The following is a 19,249-nucleotide window of genomic DNA, read 5'->3' as shown; positions in this document are numbered from 1 at the left end:
TTATTCATTTTCATCAAGATTTTCATTAAAAGCTGACGGTAACATTGTCGGAATAAACTTTATTAAAATAGGTAATAATAAACTTCCGCCGGGAAGTAAAAAAATGGTAAGAGATGGTATTGTTTTGCAAATATCCAAAAGCTGTTTTTTTACTTTTTTCTTTTCCTTAGCATCTAAATCCCGTGTTGTAGAATAAGCTAAAAGAATCATTAATTCTTTGCTCTGCACAATTTCCTTAACTAATCTGTTTTTGTTTCTAGTAATCAATTTTACAACCGTATGAGTCATCTGATCATAGAAATGCTTTACAGGATTCGAATAATTAAAATATGGAATTTTCTTTTTATGAGTTGTAATAAACGAATTTGTCGTATTGATACTTTGGGTTACAAAACCATCAGAAACTCCCATCATGGATCCTAATGAATATAAAAAGTAGGCCTCTTCGTTTTCTACCACACCGTCACTCCATAAAGCCATTCCAGCCATATCGATTAAGTAATAATGTTCTAATTTATTACTAAAATGACTGAGCGGTAAAGTTTCCAAAGTATCAACTGTAACTTTTGAAAATTTGGAGTATCGTATAGAAGCTTCAAAAAGTTTAATCAATAAGTCGTCATGATGTGATTTGACAGTCTTCGTTTTTAATGCAAGCCCAACAATTCCTAAAACAGTTTCTTCAATTCGTTTCAGATATTTTTCCGGAATAGTACCATGCTCTAAAAATTGTCTAAAAGCCAGTACATCTATAAATAATAAAGCATTAGTTACGAGATGAGAAAAGTTTTTACTAATGATGCTGTCATTGGTTTGAACTCTTTGGTCAATTATATTTTCTAATGATAATGATGGAGTATCTTTTGGAAGCAAAATTTTAAACAAATTAAATCCCTCCGGATTCATTTCTTTATAAAATTTCAAAACTTCAGAAATAAAATTTTTCGGTTCTGAATTTCTTTTTTCCAGACAAAAAACATGAAATAATGTGTTTAAAAGAGCAATTTTAGAAATCTCGGTCTTGAACCAGCCCTCAATTGGAATAGGAATTTGAGAATCAATAGAAATGATATGACCGTAGATAAAGCCGGTTTCCCTGACTTTATAATAAAAAGAATCTGTATTTTCAAAAGGAATAGCTTCTGAAAATTTTTGTTCACTAAAAAACTTATCTATCCAGCCTGGTGCCGATGGGTTAATCATTAACTTTAATTTGAAGATACAAAGCTATATCTTTTTCTTGTGCTAAGATTAATTTTTAAATGAAATAACCACTAGATTTTGTGAAAAATAGTGGTTATTAAGTTTTGTATGTAGTTTTATTATTTGATTATTCCTGCGCAGGCAACACGTCCTCCTGCATTTCCTGTAGGCTGAGTAGTGAAATCATCAGCTCCCTGATGAACAATTAGTCCTTTTCCTAAGATATTTTTGGTTTCATCGTCACCACCAATAGCCCATTCATCAGTAGTCATGCTTATAGTACCGTTTCCTTTTTCATCGGCTGTAAAGTTACCAATATCGCCTTTATGATATTCGCCAACTCCCCATTTACCATGTTTTTTAAACGTCGGATTCCAGTGTCCGCCTGCAGAACTTCCGTCAGCAGAAGTACAATCTGATTTTTCATGAATGTGGATGGCGTGAACTCCAGGCTGTAAACCTGCAATTTTTGCTGTAAAAGTTACTTTACCGTTTTTTTCTGTAAAAGTAGCAGTTCCAGTAACTGTGCTGTTACTTTTTGGCTCTAAAGTTACGGTTAAGGTCTTAGCGTCGTTTGATTTTGTACTGCTCTTACATCCAATTATTAAGGCTGAGATTATTGCGAAGGAAACAATTATTTTTTTCATATGTGAAGCTTTTAAATTAAAGAATAAGTAAATTTAACATAAAAAAGAGGAAGTTCTTTAAGGATTTACGTTAAAAAAAACTAAAACTATTGATTGTAATTAAAATTTACTTTAACTGTAAAACTCAAAAATATTATGTAAATTAGTGTAGTTTTTTAATAAAAAAAGTCTTTTATGGTCTTTAATTTATAATGTTTAAAGCTTTAAAATTATGATAAAGAATATTTGTACTATTATCCTTTTGAGTTTTCTGTTTGTTTCCTGCAATGTTTTTAAATGCAAAAAAGATGCTGTTTCTAAATTAGAAGGAAATTGGGAACTCAACTACATAACCGGACCACGAATCGCATTTGAGGGGTTATATCCGAATAAAAAACCTAATATCAATTTCAATACAAAAGAAAATGTGGTTTCCGGAAACAATAGTTGCAATTCTTATACTGGAAAACTTATTGTAACAGAAAACAAGATTGATTTTACTCAGCCTATGATAGCAACAAAAATGATGTGCCTTGATGGTCAGGGCGAACAGGTTTTTATGAATACATTATCAAAAGTAACTTCTTATAGTATTACTGATGATGGAAAAACTTTAAATTTTATCTCCGGTGATGTTGCAACAATGCGATTCACAAAAAAATAGAATTTCTTTTCTTAAACTATTAAATATATAATTTATGAAAACTAAACTATTAATTTTATTAGTATTATTGTTTTCTTTAACCTTTCCGGTATTTGCACAGGAAAAATCGAAGAGGCAACTTAAAACAGAAAGAGAAAAACAGAAACAGAGAGAAACAGAAACACTTATAACCTCTAAAAATTTTGTTTTTGAAGCACAAAAAGTTATCCCGCAAGGAGGCGGGCTTTTGAATCTGGATTACAATAGCTATTTTCTGAAATTTAATGAAACAAAGACAATCTGTGATTTGCCTTTTTTTGGACGTGGATTTAATGTGCCATATGGAGGAGGAGATGGAGGTATTAAATTTGAGGGTGTTCCTGAAAACATACAGATTGAAAAAAAGAAAAAATCTTATAGTATAAAAGCAATTGTAAAAGGAAATGATGATGTTTACAATCTTTTTTTTACTGTTTTCTTAGATGGAGGTGCTTCTCTTTCAGTCAATAGTAATAATAGGGCATCCATTTCTTATGATGGGCAAATTGAGGCACCAAAGCAGGAGGAAGTTAAATAAGATTGTAGATAATTTATATTCTAAATTCTATGGTATACGAAAAAAAAGCCGCATTTGTTTCGGGACAAATGCAGCTTTAACAAATTAAAAGCTAAAAAACTATTTTTATATTAGAAGCAGTATGTGTTTTCTGCAACTAATTTTTCTGCGATTTTTTCTCTCAATGCCACAACATTTGGCAGGTTAGTGTATTTTGTGAAACGTTTCAATCCCATTAACATCATGCGTTGTTCGTCACCTTCAGAGAATGAAGCGATTCCTTCTTTTCCTCTTGAGTTTACAATATCTACCGCTTTGTACAAGTATAATTTTGCCATTGCGATTTGCTCCTGAACTTTGTCTTCTCCTTGAGATTTAGCTAATTTCTCCGTTCTTAAGATTGTACTTTCAGCCATATAGATTTCAATTAATATATCAGAAGCGGCCATTAATAACTGTTGGTGAGAATCTAAATCCGGGCCGTATTTTTGAACAGCACTTCCGGCAACCATTAAGAAAACTTTTTTCAGGTTAGCTACGATTACTTTTTCTTCAGAGAATAATTCAGAGAAATCCGGCGTATCAAAAGATGGAATTCCCATTAATTCTTCTTGAACTTTCATTGCTGGCCCAAGTAAATCAACGTGACCTTTCATTGCTTTTTTGATCAACATACCTACAGAAAGCATTCTGTTGATTTCGTTTGTACCTTCGTAAATACGAGCGATACGAGCATCTCTCCAGGCACTTTCCATCGGAGTGTCTTCAGAGAATCCCATTCCGCCAAAGATTTGAATCCCTTCATCAGAGCAGTTTTGAACATCCTCGGAAACAGCTACTTTCAAGATAGAACACTCGATAGCGTATTCTTCAACACCTTTTAATTCTGCTTCCTGGTGAGAAGTTCCTTCCGCTTCACGGGCAGCTATTCTGTTTTCGATATCTTTTGCAGCACGGTAAGAAGCACTTTCTCCAGCGTAAGCACTAGTAGCCATTTCAGCTAATTTAGAACGGATAGCTCCAAAAGATGAAATAGAAGTATTGAACTGAATTCTTTCGTTAGCATATTTTACAGCGCCTGAAGTAACTCTACGTTGTGCATCTAAACAAGCAGCAGCCAATTTAATACGACCAACGTTCAAAGCATTCATTGCTATTTTGAAACCGTTTCCTCTTTCAGATAACATGTTTTCAACCGGAACTTTTGTTTCATTGAAGAAAACCTGACGAGTAGAAGAAGCACGGATTCCTAATTTATGCTCTTCTTCATTCATAGAAATTCCGTTTGAAGGATCGTTTTCTACGATGAAACCTGTAATATTTTTATCATCTCCAATTCTGGCAAAAACGATGAAAACGCTGCAGAAGCCTGCATTCGAAATCCACATTTTTTGACCTGTGATTGAGTAGTATTTTCCGTCATCAGATAAAACTGCTTTTGTTTTTCCTGAGTTTGCATCAGATCCTGCGCCTGGTTCTGTTAAACAGTAAGCACCAAACCATTCTCCAGAAGCTAATTTCGGTACGTATTTTTTCTTTTGCTCTTCTGTACCATAAAGTGTAATTGGCATTGTACCAATTCCTGTATGAGCTCCAAAAGCAGTTGAGAAAGATCCGGTTGCTCCGGAAATGTAATCGCAAACCAACATTGTCGATACGAATCCCATTCCTAATCCGCCGTATTCTTCAGGAACTGCAACCCCAAGGAGTCCAAGTTCGCCTGCTTTACGCATACTTTCTTCTGTAAAAGCGTAGTCTTTGTTCTCGAAACGGTTTTTATTAGGCCAGATTTCTTTGTCAACAAATTCTTTTACAGAGTCACGCATCATTATTTGCTCTTCAGAGAAATCTTCTGGTGTGAAGATGTCTTCGCATTTTGTTTCTTTTACGAGGAATTGACCTCCCCTTGTTTTGTCGCTCATGACTTTTTTGTTTTTTAGATTTGATAAGATGAAAGAAGCAAGAAGCAAGAGGAAAAGATTAATCTAACTTGCTTATGAAACCTGATGTCATCCTTTGAAATTCAATTATTTTGTTTTCTAATTTTTCTGTTTTTTCTTTTGTTACATAGTCGTTTTGACAAGCTATTAACAATTGTGTCTGTAATTCGAATGATGAACCTAAACTAATATTCAGATAATGCTGAAAATGCTTATTTCCTCTGTTTGAGCCTTCAGCAATATTAGAAGGCATTGAAACAGAGCATCGATTCATTTGGCTTACCAAACTATAAGTTTCAGATTTTGGAAAACTGGAAGTTAGTTTATAGATATCATTTGTAATTTCCATTGCTAAAATCCAAATCTTCAAATTCTTAAAATTGTGTTTCATGTTTTTTAAGGCAAGATAAGAAGAAAAATTAAAAGTAAGTTTTTTACTACTTTTAAAATAATCCATTTCAGATTAATTTTTCATCCCACAAGAAGTCTTTCCTCTTGCTTCTTTCCTCTAAAAATTCTCTACAACACTTCGTAAATCCCTGCGCTTCCTTGTCCAGTTCCCACACACATAGAAACAATTCCGTATTTATTTCCACGACGTTTCATTTCATCAAATAACTGAACAGAAAGCTTTGCTCCGGTACATCCAAGTGGGTGGCCTAATGAAATGGCGCCTCCGTTGACGTTTACGATATCAGGATTTAAACCTAATTCACGAGTTACTGCTAAAGCCTGAGAAGCAAAGGCCTCGTTTAATTCAATTAATTCGATATCGTTTAATGTCAAACCTGCTTGTTTCAACGCTTTCGGAATTGCTTTTACAGGTCCGATACCCATAATTCTTGGCTCAACGCCAGATGAAGCAAAGTTTACTAATCTTGCAATTGGTTCAAGGTTTAATTCTTTTACCATGTCTTCGCTCATGATTAAAACAAAAGCAGCACCGTCGCTCATTTGTGAAGAGTTACCGGCAGTTACACTTCCGTCAGCTGCAAAAACCGGTTTTAAACCCGCCAATGCTTCGATGGAAGTTCCGGCTCTTGGCCCTTCGTCTTTGTTTACAACGTATGATTTTGTTTCTCTTTTACCGTTTTCATTAATGAAAGTCTGCTCAACTGTAATAGGAACGATTTGTTTGTCAAATTTTCCTTCTGCCTGCGCTTTCAAAGCTTTCATGTGAGAGTTGTAAGCAAACTCATCCTGATCTGCTCTCGAAACATTGTATTGTTTAGCAACTGCTTCGGCAGTTAAACCCATTCCCCAGTAATAATCTTCGTTACCAGCAGCAGCAACTTTATAATCCGGAGTTGGTTTGTAACCTCCCATCGGAATATAACTCATGCTTTCTGCACCACCGGCAATGATACAATCTGCCATTCCTGACTGGATTTTAGCTGTTGCCATCCCGATAGTTTCTAATCCAGATGCGCAATAACGGTTTACCGTAACCCCAGGAACGTCTTCCACTTTTAATCCCATTAAAGAGATTAAACGACCAACGTTAAGTCCTTGTTCTGCTTCTGGCATTGCATTTCCAACCATAACGTCGTCGATGCGTTTTTTGTCAAAATCAGGCAGTTCATTCATCATAAACTGAATGGTTTCTGCAGCTAATTCATCAGGACGTTTAAATCTAAAAACTCCTTTTGGTGCTTTTCCTACCGCTGTACGGTAAGCTTTAACTATATATGCTGTTTTCATTTGTTTTTGTTTTTTTAAGATTGGTAGAAGAAAGATGCAAGAAGCAAGATTTCAAAACAGAGTTTTCTCTTGCTTCTTTCTTCTTTCTTCTTTTTATCTATTTTTCTAATTACGAAGCGGTTTTCCTTTAGTCAACATATACTGGATTCTTTCTAGCGTCTTGCGTTCTGTACATAAACTCAGGAAAGCCTCTCTTTCGATATCTAATAAATATTGTTCAGAAACTAAAGTCGCTTCAGATAAATCACCACCAGCCATTACGTAAGCCAGTTTGTTTGCGATTTTCTTATCGTGTTCAGAGATGTATTTTCCAGCTTCCATTTGATCCGTTCCAACCAAGAACATACCTAAAGCCTGTTTTCCAAGAACCTTAATATCTGTTCTTCTGATTGGTTGTGTATATCCGGCTTCAGCCATTATCAAAGCATGTTTTTTAGCTTCAGCAATCTGACGATCTTTGTTTACTACGATAATATCTTTTCCGTGCTGTAATAATCCTGTGTCAAAAGCCTCGTAACCAGAAGTTGAAACTTTAGCCATAGCGATCGTTAAGAAATACTCCTGAAGAACATTTAGCTCCACATCGTTTTTGCGGAATAAGTCTGAAGCTCTTAAAGCCATTTCTTTAGATCCGCCACCACCAGGAATTACACCAACTCCAAATTCAACTAACCCCATGTAGGTTTCTGCAGCTGCTACTACTTTGTCAGCATGTAAACTCATTTCGCATCCACCACCGAATGTCATTCCGTGGGGGGCAACAATTACTGGAATTGAAGAATAACGGACACGCATCATCGTGTCCTGGAACAATTTGATTGACATATTCAATTCGTCATATTCCTGTTCAACTGCCATCATGAAAATCATTCCGATATTAGCACCAACAGAGAAATTCGCAGCCTGGTTTCCAATGACTAAACCTTGATATTCTTTTTCAGATAAGTCGATTGCTTTATTGATAGCCTGAAGAACATCGCCACCAATTGTATTCATTTTAGACTGAAATTCTAAATTTAAGATTCCGTCTCCTAAGTCCTGAATAATTGCGCCACTGTTGCTCCAGACTTTTTTGCTTTCGCGGATGTTGTTCAGAATAATAAATGAATCTTGTCCAGGAACTTTAGTCTGAGATTTTGTCGGTATGTTATAGAAATACGTAGCACCTTCTTTTACAGTATAGAAACTATCGCTTCCCGAAGCCAGCATTTCGCTTACCCATGCAGCAGGTTCTAGACCTTCTGCTTTCATAATTTCAATTCCTTTGGCAACACCAATAGCATCCCAGATTTCGAACGGACCATTTTCCCATCCAAAACCGGCTTTCATAGCATCGTCAATTTTGTATAATTCGTCTGAGATTTCAGGAATTCTGTTGGAAACATAAGCAAACATTCCGGCGAAACTTTTTCTGTAGAATTCGCCCGCTTTGTCTGTACCTTTTACTAAAATTTTAAAACGATCAATTGGTTTGTCGATAGTTTTAGTTAATTCCAGGGTTGCAAAATTGGCTTTTTTTGCAGCGCGGTATTCTAATGTATCTAAGTCTAAAGAAAGAATGTCTTTATCTACTTTTTTATAAAAACCCTGACCCGTTTTAGAACCAAGCCATTTGTTTTCCATCATTTTGTTGATGAAATCCGGAAGTTTAAATAATTCGTGCTGTTCGTCATTCGGGCAGTTTTCGTAAATACCATTGGCAACATGCACTAAAGTATCTAACCCAACAACATCAACCGTACGGAAAGTAGCCGATTTTGGACGACCAATTACCGGACCTGTCAATTTATCAACTTCTTCAATAGTTAATCCCATTTCTTTAACCAAATGGAATAAACTCTGAATTCCGTAAATACCAATTCTGTTTCCGATAAACGCCGGAGTATCTTTAGCAACAACCGAAGTTTTTCCTAAGAATTTAGAACCGTAATCGGTTAAGAAATCAAGAACTTCTTTTGAAGTTTTTGGTCCCGGAATAATTTCAAATAATTTTAAGTAACGCGCAGGGTTAAAAAAGTGTGTTCCGCAGAAGTGCTGTTGAAAATCTTCGCTTCTTCCTTCGCTCATAAAATGAATTGGAATACCAGAAGTATTTGAAGTAACCAAAGTTCCTGGTTTGCGGAATTTGTCGATTTGTTCGAATACTAATTTTTTAACATCCAAACGCTCTACTACAACCTCGATAATCCAGTCTACATTGGCAATTTTTGCCATATCGTCTGTCGTATTTCCAGTTGTGATTCGGCTAGCGAATTTCTGACTGTAAATAGGAGAGGGTTTCGATTTTAATGAGTTCGCCAAATGGTCATTTACCAAACGGTTGCGAACGGCCTTGCTTTCAAGCGTTAATCCTTTTTTAGCTTCAGCTTCTGTCAACTCGCGAGGCACGATGTCAAGCAGTAAAACTTCAACACCAATGTTGGCAAAATGACTGGCTATACCTGAACCCATGATTCCGGATCCAATTACAGCAACTTTTTTAATTGTGCGTTTCATATTTGTTAATTTTTTTCTATTGGTCAAATATGTTATTGCCTTTATTAGTTTGAAAAGAATTTAATGTGGGCAATTTCATACTTTGTTATTTTGTTTTTATGTTTATAAAATCATATTCTCATCAGAGATTATTCATTTTCAGTATTTTCTGTTTGCTTCGCCAGTTCGCTGGCACTCGTGTGATTAAATATATTTTTATCCAGGATTAATTCGTTGATTATTTCAGAAACTTCAATAAAATGTTGTAGTTTTTCGTCTGAAACATGTTTTCTTACGGTTTCATTAAATTTTAAAACCGTGTTTTTAGATAATTCTCTTTTTTCCTTTCCAAATTCGGTCAGATAAATCAAAACGCCACGACCGTCAGTTGGATTTTTTTTGCGAACAATCAAACCTTTGTCTTCCATAGATTTTAATGTTCTGGTCAGGCTGGTAGCTTCCATACCCATCCTTGGGCCTAAAGCTGTCGATGGAGTGCCTTCTTCCTTGTCGATACTTAAAAGTGCAAAACCTGTTGCCATTGTGCCGTCGTATTTTGCAGCTTCTTCATTGTACATTCTGGATACAGCCTGCCATGTTGCTCTTAAAATATAATCTATCGTTTTATCTTTCATAAAAATACTATATCGATTTCAAATATAATGAAAAAATACTATGCATGCATATTATTTTTTCATAAATTTTAGGTTAGTTAGAAAATGTCTTTGAATTTGTGTTTTAAAGATTCTTTTTAATTGAAATATACCATTCTTTTTTTATGTAATAAAGAATTTATTATTGCAAAAAATGGTATTATGATAAAATGAAGAAATCATTTTTTTATGTAAATAAAATCCTGCTTCATACAGTTAAATCTGATTCGTCATATTTAGCCAGCGCTTTTTGAAGTATTTCCTTCATCCGTTTTCGAAAGCCTTCCGGACGCAAAATTTTTATGCCGCAGCCAAAACCCAATAATAAACGTTCCATTTCGTAATTTGGAATAATAAACAAATGAATAATAATACTTTTATCTTCATTTTCCTGAATCAGTCTTTGAGTAGGATGTAAAGGCTTTGTAAGGACATATGGAGCATTATCAGCATCAATCCAAAGCTCAATGCGTCTGGGCTGCAAACCTGAATTAACAGTCACACCAATCACGTTTTTGTAATACGATTCAGCATCAAAATCTTCTTCTAAGTACGTAAGACTAAAATCATAGTCAATCGAAATGATTCTGTCCAGAGCCAGATTGGTAACAGGCTGAGAGGCTTTTTTCTTTCCAATTAAAAACCATCGGTTATTAAATTCCTTCAGAATAAAAGGATGAAAATGAAATTTGGTTTCTTCTCTCGATTTAAAAGATTTATACGTAATAATCAGAACCATCTTTTTGATAATTGCCTGATAAATTTCGTCTAAATAATGAAGTCCTTTTAAGTTTTCATTTTTATCCAGATAAATTACAGGTTTGGTGTGTGATTTTTCAGCATAGATTTTATCCTCCAGACGCTGCAGAATATCCGATACATCATTGAAGAGAGAGAAATCCTTAAACTGTTTCAGCATCGAAACTGTTTCGGTCAACACATTCATGTCCGTTTCTGTGAGCGGAATATCGGTGATCGAAAAATCCTCATCTTCATATTTATAATACTTTTTGTCATAAACAACTATAGGTGCGTTGTAACCCAGCTTTTCGCTTCGCATCATCTGAATATCCATCTGAATGGTTCGTTTACTGATCGGAATTTGTCTGCCCTCATATTCTTCCAGTGCCTGCGAGCAGCATTCAATTAAATCTTCTAAGGTCCATTGCCTGTATTTATTCTGCAGGCATTTATCAATGGTTTTGTACCGTATTAAGGCATTTTTGTTTTGTGACATATGATGATGATTTGGGCGTGTCCCTCCGGGCCGGGCTTTTCGTTACAATCTTTTGTTTTTTAAAGAAAAAAACAAAAGGATTTCCACTGCAATCCCTCACGCATTTACGTTAATAATATAATCTCCTTTTCAATATTGGCTCTGGCTTTTTCGTCATAGAGACTTCTGAATTCTTCGGTTTGAAAAATGAATTTATTTTCCAGAAAATGTTTCAGGGCCTTGGAACGCCCGGGTTTATAAATAAAATCAGGGTAAATGCGATATTCTTTTCTGATCTGTTCAAAGTATGTTTTGTAATCCTCCCAGTCTTTAGCAAGGATTTTCAAATCAAAATCTATTAACCAGTTGATGTCTTCATTTATATTATGTGCGTGAAGCTTTGTATCACAGATGGCATCAAAGACCAATTGTTTATTAAGCGTCGTATTTTCAGGCAAAATCTTTAAAGCATATTGAGCACTTTTAAGTTCATTATCTTTCTTTGATGCCGAATACACAAAATCATGATAAAAAATCGAAAACAGTATTTCTTTTGGGTTTTGAAGTCGGTCTCTATACCTTTCAAAACTCTCAATCATTTCTTTTAAATGTATCAGATTATGGTAATGTCTGGATTTTTTAGAATATGCTTTTTCCAAATCAAACCAGTTTTGTTGAATCGCATTTTCATAAAAACCAATATCCAAAAGCAATTCAGAATATTTTTGTTTAAGATTCATAGTGTTTTTTCTCAAAAATAAGATTCTTTTTTTACTGCGTAAAGCAATTGCGCAGAAGATAATCACATGGAACTTTAAATCATTAAATATGATGATTTTAAGAGTAGGAAAAATTTGTATTATTGTTGGTTAATTAACCTACAGAAGCCATGAAAAAAATAATACTGTTTTTAATACTTACACAATCTGCCATCTCCTGTACTAATTCAGAGGTCACTGCTGATGACAATCAGATGAGTGAAGGGAAATACTATGCGGTGGGCAGTACATACGGAAAAAACAAAGACAATCAATTTACACAGCTTGCTTCAGTCTGGATAGATGGTATCCCAACTATTTTATCAAACACAGCAATTGTATCTGCTGCTAATGCTGTTGCTTTCTACAACAATGATAGGTATGTTGCAGGGACCGAATCTTTGAGTAATGGCAATACGATATTAAAACTATGGAAAAATAACACCAGTGAAAGTGTAACTGATGGAAACCATCATGTAGAAGTAACAGATTTGATTGTCAGCGAGGGAAATGTTTATATAGCCGGAAATGAATCTGTCGGACCTTTAAATTCTTCAATTGCAACTATCTGGAAAAATGGTCAAGTCCTTCGCCTAAGTGATCAAACTTCAGAAGCCAATGCTGTTTATGTGTATAATAATGATGTATACGCAACGGGCTACAAGGTAATCGATGATAAAAAAATAGCAATTGTATGGAAAAATGGCGTTGAAACTGTTTTAAATTCAGAACAAAATGATTTGGAGAGCACAGCCACAGATATTTATGTGGATGCTGATAATATTTATGTAGTTGGATACTTAAGAAATTCATTTAAATCCCGAGCCATTCTTTGGAAGAATAATAGTCCTGCTACATTATCTGATGAAAATGATTTTTCGCAAGCTAAAGCTTTATTTGTCCACAACACGGATGTATATGTTGTAGGTTGTGATATCGATACAGACCGATATGACTTTGTGGGTAAAGTATGGAAAAACGGAACTCTTGTCACGGAAATTAATGGAGCTAATCCTAAAAGTATCGATATTAAAAACAATAAAATTTATATGGCCGGAACCGGATTAGATGACAGAGGAATGCATGATGAAGGCAAAATTTGGGAATCAGACGTAACCAATTTAAATTTTGTTGCTAAATACAAATTTCCCAATAACAAAATAAACGCGGTTCTGGTAAAATAATATCAAAATATAAAAGACTTGATTTAATTGCTATTAGTTAATTTGTTGTGCAAAGCGTCCTGATTTCAGGACGCTTTTTTGTTTTAGAAATTATTTTAAAAACAAATAATTCTTACTACGCAAAATAATTGCGTAATGGTTTTAAAATCTTTGTCCTGTCAAAATGGAACAACTATGAGAACGATTAAGATTTATTGTAAAGAATGTGAAAAGGAGTTGACTCACGAGCTAACTGAAACAAATATATTTTGGACAAATGGTTTAGAATTTATGTTAGACAATCAGTTTTCTATTCTTTTAAAGGAAAATGAAAATACAAAATCCGTTATTGTCCCAATTGCCAACTATTATTTAAAAGATCACTCTGATAAATCCAGGTTTCAAGGATGTTGTGGAAGTTCGGGATTGGATGGATTAAATAAGTTGTGTTTGAATGGACATGAAGTGGCAACAGAATTTTCGGATTGTTGGACAGATGAATATATTGAATTTGACAACAATAAGGTAATTATTAAAGAAAAAGATACTGATAATAATTTTAAAAAATGGGATTTATAAAGACAAATTCTCATTACGCAAAATAACTGCGTATTAGTTTTGAAATCTTTGTTCAGGAAATAAAACAATACGTTCATAAAAATAAAAATTGAGTTTTAAACAGGTCAAGTCTGAGTTACTTCGAAAACACTTTCCAATGTACACACTTACACCATTACCTTTTAAACTCATATATAAATTGGGGCAGTAGCTCAGTGGCAGAGCAGGTAATTTTGAAATTGCCTTCAAGGTCAATCAGAATTTACTTCTCACGCTTTTAACGTCCAGGTCGCGGGTTCGAATCCCGTCTGCTCCACAATTTGAATAAAAATTTTTACTACGCAAAATAACTGCGCAGTATTTTTGAAATCTTTGTTCAGGAAATAAAAACAATACGTTCATAGAAATAAAAAAATAAAATAAAGAAGGTCAAGTTTAGGTTACTTCGAAAACACTTTCCACGTACACACTTATGCGATTATCTCTTTATTAAAATCTGAAGCAGTAGCTCAAATGGATAGAGCACAGGTCATATTAGTTTCGAAATTATCTTATTGAAGGTCAATCAAAACTTACTTCAATCGGGGATCCTGGGGTTATGGGTTCGAATCCCATCTGCTTTACTATTAATGTTCAATTAAAACTTACTTCTGGAAATTGGTTTTTCCGGTTCGAGTCCGGCAAGTTTTAAAATCATCGTTAATAAAAATAATGAGGGTCAAAATTAGCTTACTTCTTGGGGAAAACCAACCAAAATGGTAATTTGAAACAGCTAATTCATTACACTCAAATTTCAGGTCAAGTGTTTCTTACTTCAAAACTCTTTTAGGTAGAAATCAGAAACACCATTATCTAAATTTTTAAAAACTAAAAAAAATGAAAACAAAAGAATTATTAAAAATCAGTTTACGTCAAAATGCTTTATTTATTCCAGGTGAATATATCGCAAATGATATCAAAACATTATCAGGAACAACATCAGTTTTACTGGCCAATGTTTCTAAACTCGGATTTACATTTTCTGAATCATTATTGCAGGCGCTAAACAATGTAAATCCAAAATATAAAATGGAAGTTTTAGAGGTTCTAAGAGAAGTTTTAGGTACCGATAAAAACTGGACTCCATTGGTAAAAGAATGGAATGTGCCAACAGGTGAATCTATTTTAGATCATATCTTGACATTTTTCGGAAATACTTTTCGAATGACTGGAGGAACAACTTTGCAATGTGGTCATAGTATCCCATATAATACTTTCCCATTAGAAAGATATAACGGCTGTCCGTTTTGCGGAACTCCGTTTGAATTCGGTAAATTGGAAAATATCGGACAAGGAAGTAAATTAAAAGTTTTAGAATTGTGGACTGAAAAAGAGCTGCAAGACTTCTATATTTCATTATTACAATCAAAAACAGCTTTAGACGCAACTCAGGTTGATAGTTTAAAAATAGCTTTAAAATACTTGCCGTTACCAAAAACAGATGTTGCAATGAAGGAGACTTTAATGCTTGTAATTGATGTTTTGATTGAAAATGACCAGGCCGAAAATGCGTCTCAATATTTTAAATCGCCTACAGATATCTTAAGATATTTGTGGTTTAAAAACACAGGTTTATTGCAGATTATCGAACCAAAAACGATTATCAAAAGAGCGTCTAAAAACAATCAGCATTTTCATTATTCATTAGACACAAGTGCTCAGGCAAGAATTGCATCTCAAAAAGATTTAAAACTTAAATATTCCCGAAAAGAATGTTTAATGGTCGCATCCTGGTTGAATAATATGGAAATGGATGTGGAAACAATGTGTGAAATCATGCATCCGAAAAGAGGAATGTGGGTTCGTTTTATTCGTGCCTTGCGTTTGGCAGAGTACAGCAAAAGAAAAGGATTTGAGAAATTGAATTTTTTAATGGATGTATTCTACAACCAGGTGTATGATGTTTGGCAAAGCAAAGTGAATTCGTCAAGATTGAAATTTGATGCCGATAAAACATTCGTGTTGTTAAAACAGCGTCCGGGTTTGTTTGCACGTTCCTTATTCTCGAATATGCTTTGGTTTGGTGCAGAAGAAACTGTAGCACATTTTTCTGAAATTATCGATAAAGTTCCAGCGAGATTGATTTTTACTTTGAATATGTATGCACAGAATTATTTTGATAAAAACATACAACGAACTGTAAAACCTTTGGGAGGAAGTAACAAACGTGTTGCGCCAAATGCATTATTGCATTTGTACGAAGATTTTATGTTGAATGATATGAAATCTAAAGTAGAAGATTTGTGTATTTTGGCAATGAAAAAACGATTTGCGTCGGTTTCAAACCCAAACAAAACGATCTATATCGATCCACAATTGTACAATATGCCAGTTTCGATTGGTGATAGAAGCGATACGGTTCAGGATCTTCCGGTTGCTTTAATGGGAACGCGTTTTCCAATTGAAGGTAACGAAGTACGATTGTTTATGCAATGGGGTAAAGATTTGCCAGCACAGCATCTGGATATGGATTTAAGCTGTCATATCGCATACGAAACACGTTCAGATATTTGTTCTTTCAGCCGATTGACTACAACGGGATGTCAGCATAGTGGTGATATCAGAAGTATTCCGAATAAAATTGGAACTGCTGAATACATCAACATCAACATCGACGAATTGGCGAAAGCTGATGCAAAATTTGTGACTTTTACCTGTAATGCGTACAGCAACGGAAGTATAACTCCAAATTTGGTTGTTGGCTGGATGAACAGTAAATATCCGATGAAAATTTCGGAAAGAACGGGTGTTGCGTACGATCCGTCGTGTGTAGATCATCAGGTTCGTGTGACGCAGAATGTTGCCAAAGGTTTGGTTTTTGGAGTGTTGGATGTAGCAAAACGAGAAGTTGTTTGGTTAGAGATGACTTTCGGAGGTCAGGTTGTACAAGGTTTGGATTTCAAAGGAGTTCAGGCTTTATTGGCAAAACTAAACAGTAAATTGAATATCGGTAAATTGTTACAGCTTAAAGCGGAAGCTCAAAACCTGACAATTACTGATGACGAAAATGCTGATGAGGTATACAACGCGCAATGGGCAATGAACGCTGCTGCGGTGACACAATTATTAATAGATTAATTTTAAACCACGGATATTTATATGTCCGTGGTTCTTTTGCAAATGATTCAAACAGCAAGATTAGATATACAGTAATATTTCAAAAAAATATACTATGAATGAAATAATTAATATCACTAACGGTCAAAACATAATTGATGTTATCTGTGATGATTTTGTGGGCTGTCTTAAAATTGAAAAGCCAGTAGCATATGATAAATATGAACTTGATAGCGAACAAGATTCGTATAAATTTTTTTGGCTAGATGCAGATCATAAAAAAATTGATGAATTATACAATTTCAAAGAGGTTTTGATTTTTGGGACTGATAAAGAAGTTGAAACTGAAATTTATTCCTTTTTAAATATTTTTTCTTCAGCTCGATATGAAGTATTAACTCAAAGTCTAAATTTGATGAATTTTGATATACATAAGAATTATTTTAATGTCAAAGATTCAAAGATTTATAGATATGGATATAATAGCAGATTTAGTCTCGGGCCATTTAATCGTGATCCTTGCAATATTATGTTTACCATGCCTCTTCAGAATATATCTCATGAGAGAGTGATTTTTTATAAAGATTTAATAAATAAAGGTATAAGACCTAAAATTATTACGACGGGTTATGAGGATGTAGTTTTTATTTTAGATGGACATCATAAACTTTTAGCATATCAGTTATCAAACATTCCAGCAGAAATCATTTTCATAACACGATTAGATGATAATAGTGATGAGGAATGGCTTGACTTATTTTTAGATTATCAGTTTATACTTTCTAATGAAGAAAGAGATTGGATTTTTGAAAATCAAAAGATAGGATTATTGACTGATAAAACTGAAAAATCATTGAAATATTATACAGTATTAAATACTTATTTAAAAGAATTTGAAGGACATATTTCAACTGAGGTTTTTAATTTAATACTTGAGGCACTTCAATCAGATAAAGAGGAAGAGAAGTTGTGGGGAAATAAAAAAATACATATTCTAAGAGAAAGAAATTTTAAAGATAAAAGGATATTTTTATTCATAAATGAAGTGGTAGGAAGTGTTAAAATAAATTCTAAAGAAGAATTTGATAGTCTTGTTGAAGAACGGCTAAATAATTTAGATAGCAATTTTTAAAGAATGAATAACCAAAAATGAAAACTAATTTTCCATATCCCTATTACTTCTATGGTTCTGATGATTCTACAGACAAAGACGTAATCATTGTTATTTCAAAAGAAGAAATGCCTGAGAAGCAGGAAGACAGAAAAAATAAAATATTGGCACTTTTGAAAGAATATGATTTGAATTGGAACGCAACTTTTGCTGTAATTGAAAACGGAAAGATCATCGATACTATTTATACCAAATCATGGATTGATTCGCTCAATAATGCATTGCTGGAAACTTATTTTCGTCATGAACAAAAACATGAATTATTGGTAACAGAAAAGCATGCTAGAAACAAAACTCTGGCAATTTATAAAGCAGTTCGCACCGTTTTGACAATGTTGACAAGAACAGAAAACAGAACTCAGATTCGTCCAATTTTAAAAGGAATTCACGATTTTAATTTGAAATTAGAAGTTCTCAGTAAAATAGATTTTGTTTCGATTTCAGTATTCAATCAAAAAAATACGACAGATTCTGATATCTGGAAAATCATTGCTTTTTATGTCGGGCAAAACATTGCTTTGGTTGAAAATGATATTGAGATTTATACCAAGAAAAGTTTGGTAAATAATTTTCCTGATTTAGAACCATTTATTTATAGAAAAGAAATTACGGAAAGTAACAAAATCGTTTTACAGCAATATATAAACCGATGGTTAAACCTTCTTAATAATTTCGGTGCGTACCAATCTGAAAACGGATTTTTGATTTGTAAAGACGAAAAAATCGATATGCTGAACGAAAAATTTTAGTTTATGAAAACACCAATCTATCAAATCTTCGGTTCTGAAAATTCGCTTGATCTCGATTTGGTTTTCTTCATCGAAAAAATGCCTGAAACGATTTTAGAGAAACTTTCATTATCAAAAGAATTAACAGCTTCTATACAATCAAATTTTCCTGAAAGAGTGATCAATGCTAATCTCGCAGTCTGCAAAAATGGTCATTTAATTGAAGTTTATAAAGGAACAACTGATGAATTGAATAATGCTTTGTTTTATACGTACCAAAACCATAATCAGCAATATGAAAACCAAATCAGAAAACTTTTGACTCGTGATATTGATTTGAAATTTTTAAGAAGTGCCCGAATGATTCTGTCTTTTTTGAGTAAAACAGAATATCGTCCCATTATCAAAAATGCTTTGAAAAACGATTTAAAAGAAAAGATTAAGGCATTAGAAATGATTAGTTTAAACGAAATACATTCTTTCGGAAAAGATGTAGAAAATCACGATATTTTGAAGTCAATTGCTTTTCAGTTAGGACAATCGATTTTACTTTATGCAGGAAATGAAGTTTATACAAAGAACCAAATTGCAGAGCGCTTTCCTGATTTAGAGAAATATCTTTTTAGACAAGAAAATCCTGATTTGGATAATCTGCAGAAAAGGCTTTCAGAATTTTCAGAGTTGCTCAAAATGAGAATTCCTTCAATGAAAATTTTAAATGAATATCGCTATGAAGATGAAAATATTTCATAACTGCGCAAA

17 protein-coding genes and 2 tRNA genes are annotated in these 19,249 nt (G+C 33.8%); 10 read left to right on the top strand and 9 right to left on the bottom strand.

Annotated elements, in window-relative coordinates; genetic code table 11:
• Both GXM16_RS10105 and GXM16_RS10100 read right to left on the bottom strand, forming a co-directional pair.
• Positions 1 to 1,203 carry an LETM1-related biofilm-associated protein gene (locus GXM16_RS10105; RefSeq protein WP_163394254.1) on the bottom strand — a complete coding sequence of 401 codons (1,203 nt, stop codon included), beginning with the start codon at positions 1,201 to 1,203 and terminating at the stop codon, positions 1 to 3.
• A gap of 119 nt (positions 1,204 to 1,322) precedes the next feature.
• A complete protein-coding gene (locus GXM16_RS10100; RefSeq protein ID WP_163394253.1) occupies positions 1,323 to 1,850 on the bottom strand; it encodes a superoxide dismutase family protein in 528 nt (175 codons plus the stop codon).
• A 211-nt stretch (positions 1,851 to 2,061) separates the two neighbouring features.
• On the opposite strand from GXM16_RS10100, the gene GXM16_RS10095 reads away from it, so the two are divergent.
• Complete coding sequence (locus GXM16_RS10095) at positions 2,062 to 2,493, top strand: META domain-containing protein (RefSeq protein ID WP_163394252.1); 432 nt, start codon at positions 2,062 to 2,064, stop codon at positions 2,491 to 2,493.
• 34 nt (positions 2,494 to 2,527) lie between these two features.
• Entirely contained in the window at positions 2,528 to 3,049 is a 522-nt protein-coding gene (locus tag GXM16_RS10090; protein WP_163394251.1) for a DUF4251 domain-containing protein, read from the top strand.
• Positions 3,050 to 3,159: 110 nt separating this feature from the next.
• On the opposite strand, the gene GXM16_RS10085 is transcribed toward GXM16_RS10090, so the two are convergent.
• The 7 genes from GXM16_RS10085 to GXM16_RS10055 form a co-directional block, all read right to left on the bottom strand.
• Complete coding sequence (locus GXM16_RS10085; protein ID WP_163394250.1) at positions 3,160 to 4,950, bottom strand: acyl-CoA dehydrogenase family protein; 1,791 nt, start codon at positions 4,948 to 4,950, stop codon at positions 3,160 to 3,162.
• 58 nt (positions 4,951 to 5,008) lie between these two features.
• On the bottom strand, positions 5,009 to 5,359 hold the full coding sequence (locus GXM16_RS10080) for a four helix bundle protein (RefSeq protein ID WP_163394249.1): 351 nt from the start codon (positions 5,357 to 5,359) through the stop codon (positions 5,009 to 5,011).
• 128 nt (positions 5,360 to 5,487) lie between these two features.
• Complete coding sequence (locus GXM16_RS10075) at positions 5,488 to 6,669, bottom strand: thiolase family protein (protein ID WP_163394248.1); 1,182 nt, start codon at positions 6,667 to 6,669, stop codon at positions 5,488 to 5,490.
• Between the two features lie 105 nt (positions 6,670 to 6,774).
• Complete coding sequence (locus GXM16_RS10070) at positions 6,775 to 9,165, bottom strand: 3-hydroxyacyl-CoA dehydrogenase/enoyl-CoA hydratase family protein (RefSeq protein ID WP_163394247.1); 2,391 nt, start codon at positions 9,163 to 9,165, stop codon at positions 6,775 to 6,777.
• A gap of 128 nt (positions 9,166 to 9,293) precedes the next feature.
• A complete protein-coding gene (locus GXM16_RS10065) occupies positions 9,294 to 9,779 on the bottom strand; it encodes a MarR family winged helix-turn-helix transcriptional regulator (RefSeq protein ID WP_163394246.1) in 486 nt (161 codons plus the stop codon).
• 226 nt (positions 9,780 to 10,005) lie between these two features.
• Complete coding sequence (locus GXM16_RS10060; protein WP_163394245.1) at positions 10,006 to 11,034, bottom strand: helix-turn-helix transcriptional regulator; 1,029 nt, start codon at positions 11,032 to 11,034, stop codon at positions 10,006 to 10,008.
• Positions 11,035 to 11,138: 104 nt separating this feature from the next.
• Complete coding sequence (locus GXM16_RS10055; RefSeq protein ID WP_163394244.1) at positions 11,139 to 11,753, bottom strand: HD domain-containing protein; 615 nt, start codon at positions 11,751 to 11,753, stop codon at positions 11,139 to 11,141.
• A gap of 149 nt (positions 11,754 to 11,902) precedes the next feature.
• Between GXM16_RS10055 and GXM16_RS10050 the strand changes: the two genes are divergently transcribed.
• From GXM16_RS10050 to GXM16_RS10015, 8 genes are all read left to right on the top strand, one after another.
• Positions 11,903 to 12,955: a hypothetical protein gene (locus tag GXM16_RS10050; RefSeq protein ID WP_163394243.1), complete on the top strand. Its 1,053-nt coding sequence runs from the start codon at positions 11,903 to 11,905 to the stop codon at positions 12,953 to 12,955.
• 174 nt (positions 12,956 to 13,129) lie between these two features.
• On the top strand, positions 13,130 to 13,513 hold the full coding sequence (locus GXM16_RS10045) for a hypothetical protein (RefSeq protein WP_163394242.1): 384 nt from the start codon (positions 13,130 to 13,132) through the stop codon (positions 13,511 to 13,513).
• Between the two features lie 180 nt (positions 13,514 to 13,693).
• Positions 13,694 to 13,808 (top strand) — tRNA-OTHER (locus GXM16_RS10040).
• A 182-nt stretch (positions 13,809 to 13,990) separates the two neighbouring features.
• A tRNA-OTHER gene (locus GXM16_RS10035) sits at positions 13,991 to 14,115 on the top strand.
• A gap of 253 nt (positions 14,116 to 14,368) precedes the next feature.
• The gene (locus GXM16_RS10030; RefSeq protein WP_163394241.1) at positions 14,369 to 16,609 is read left to right on the top strand and encodes a TerD family protein; all 2,241 of its coding nucleotides are present in this window, start codon (positions 14,369 to 14,371) and stop codon (positions 16,607 to 16,609) included.
• 94 nt (positions 16,610 to 16,703) lie between these two features.
• Positions 16,704 to 17,720: a hypothetical protein gene (locus GXM16_RS10025; protein WP_163394240.1), complete on the top strand. Its 1,017-nt coding sequence runs from the start codon at positions 16,704 to 16,706 to the stop codon at positions 17,718 to 17,720.
• 17 nt (positions 17,721 to 17,737) lie between these two features.
• Positions 17,738 to 18,508, top strand: coding sequence for a hypothetical protein (locus tag GXM16_RS10020; protein ID WP_163394239.1), 771 nt, complete (start codon positions 17,738 to 17,740; stop codon positions 18,506 to 18,508).
• 3 nt (positions 18,509 to 18,511) lie between these two features.
• Entirely contained in the window at positions 18,512 to 19,240 is a 729-nt protein-coding gene (locus GXM16_RS10015) for a hypothetical protein (RefSeq protein WP_163394238.1), read from the top strand.
• Positions 19,241 to 19,249: the final 9 nt, after the last annotated feature.

It is taken from the genome of Flavobacterium limi (genome assembly GCF_010645075.1).
GTDB lineage: Bacteria > Bacteroidota > Bacteroidia > Flavobacteriales > Flavobacteriaceae > Flavobacterium > Flavobacterium limi.
The sequence above is the reverse complement of the archived record's forward strand: the minus strand, read 5'-3'. Positions and strand labels throughout refer to the sequence as shown.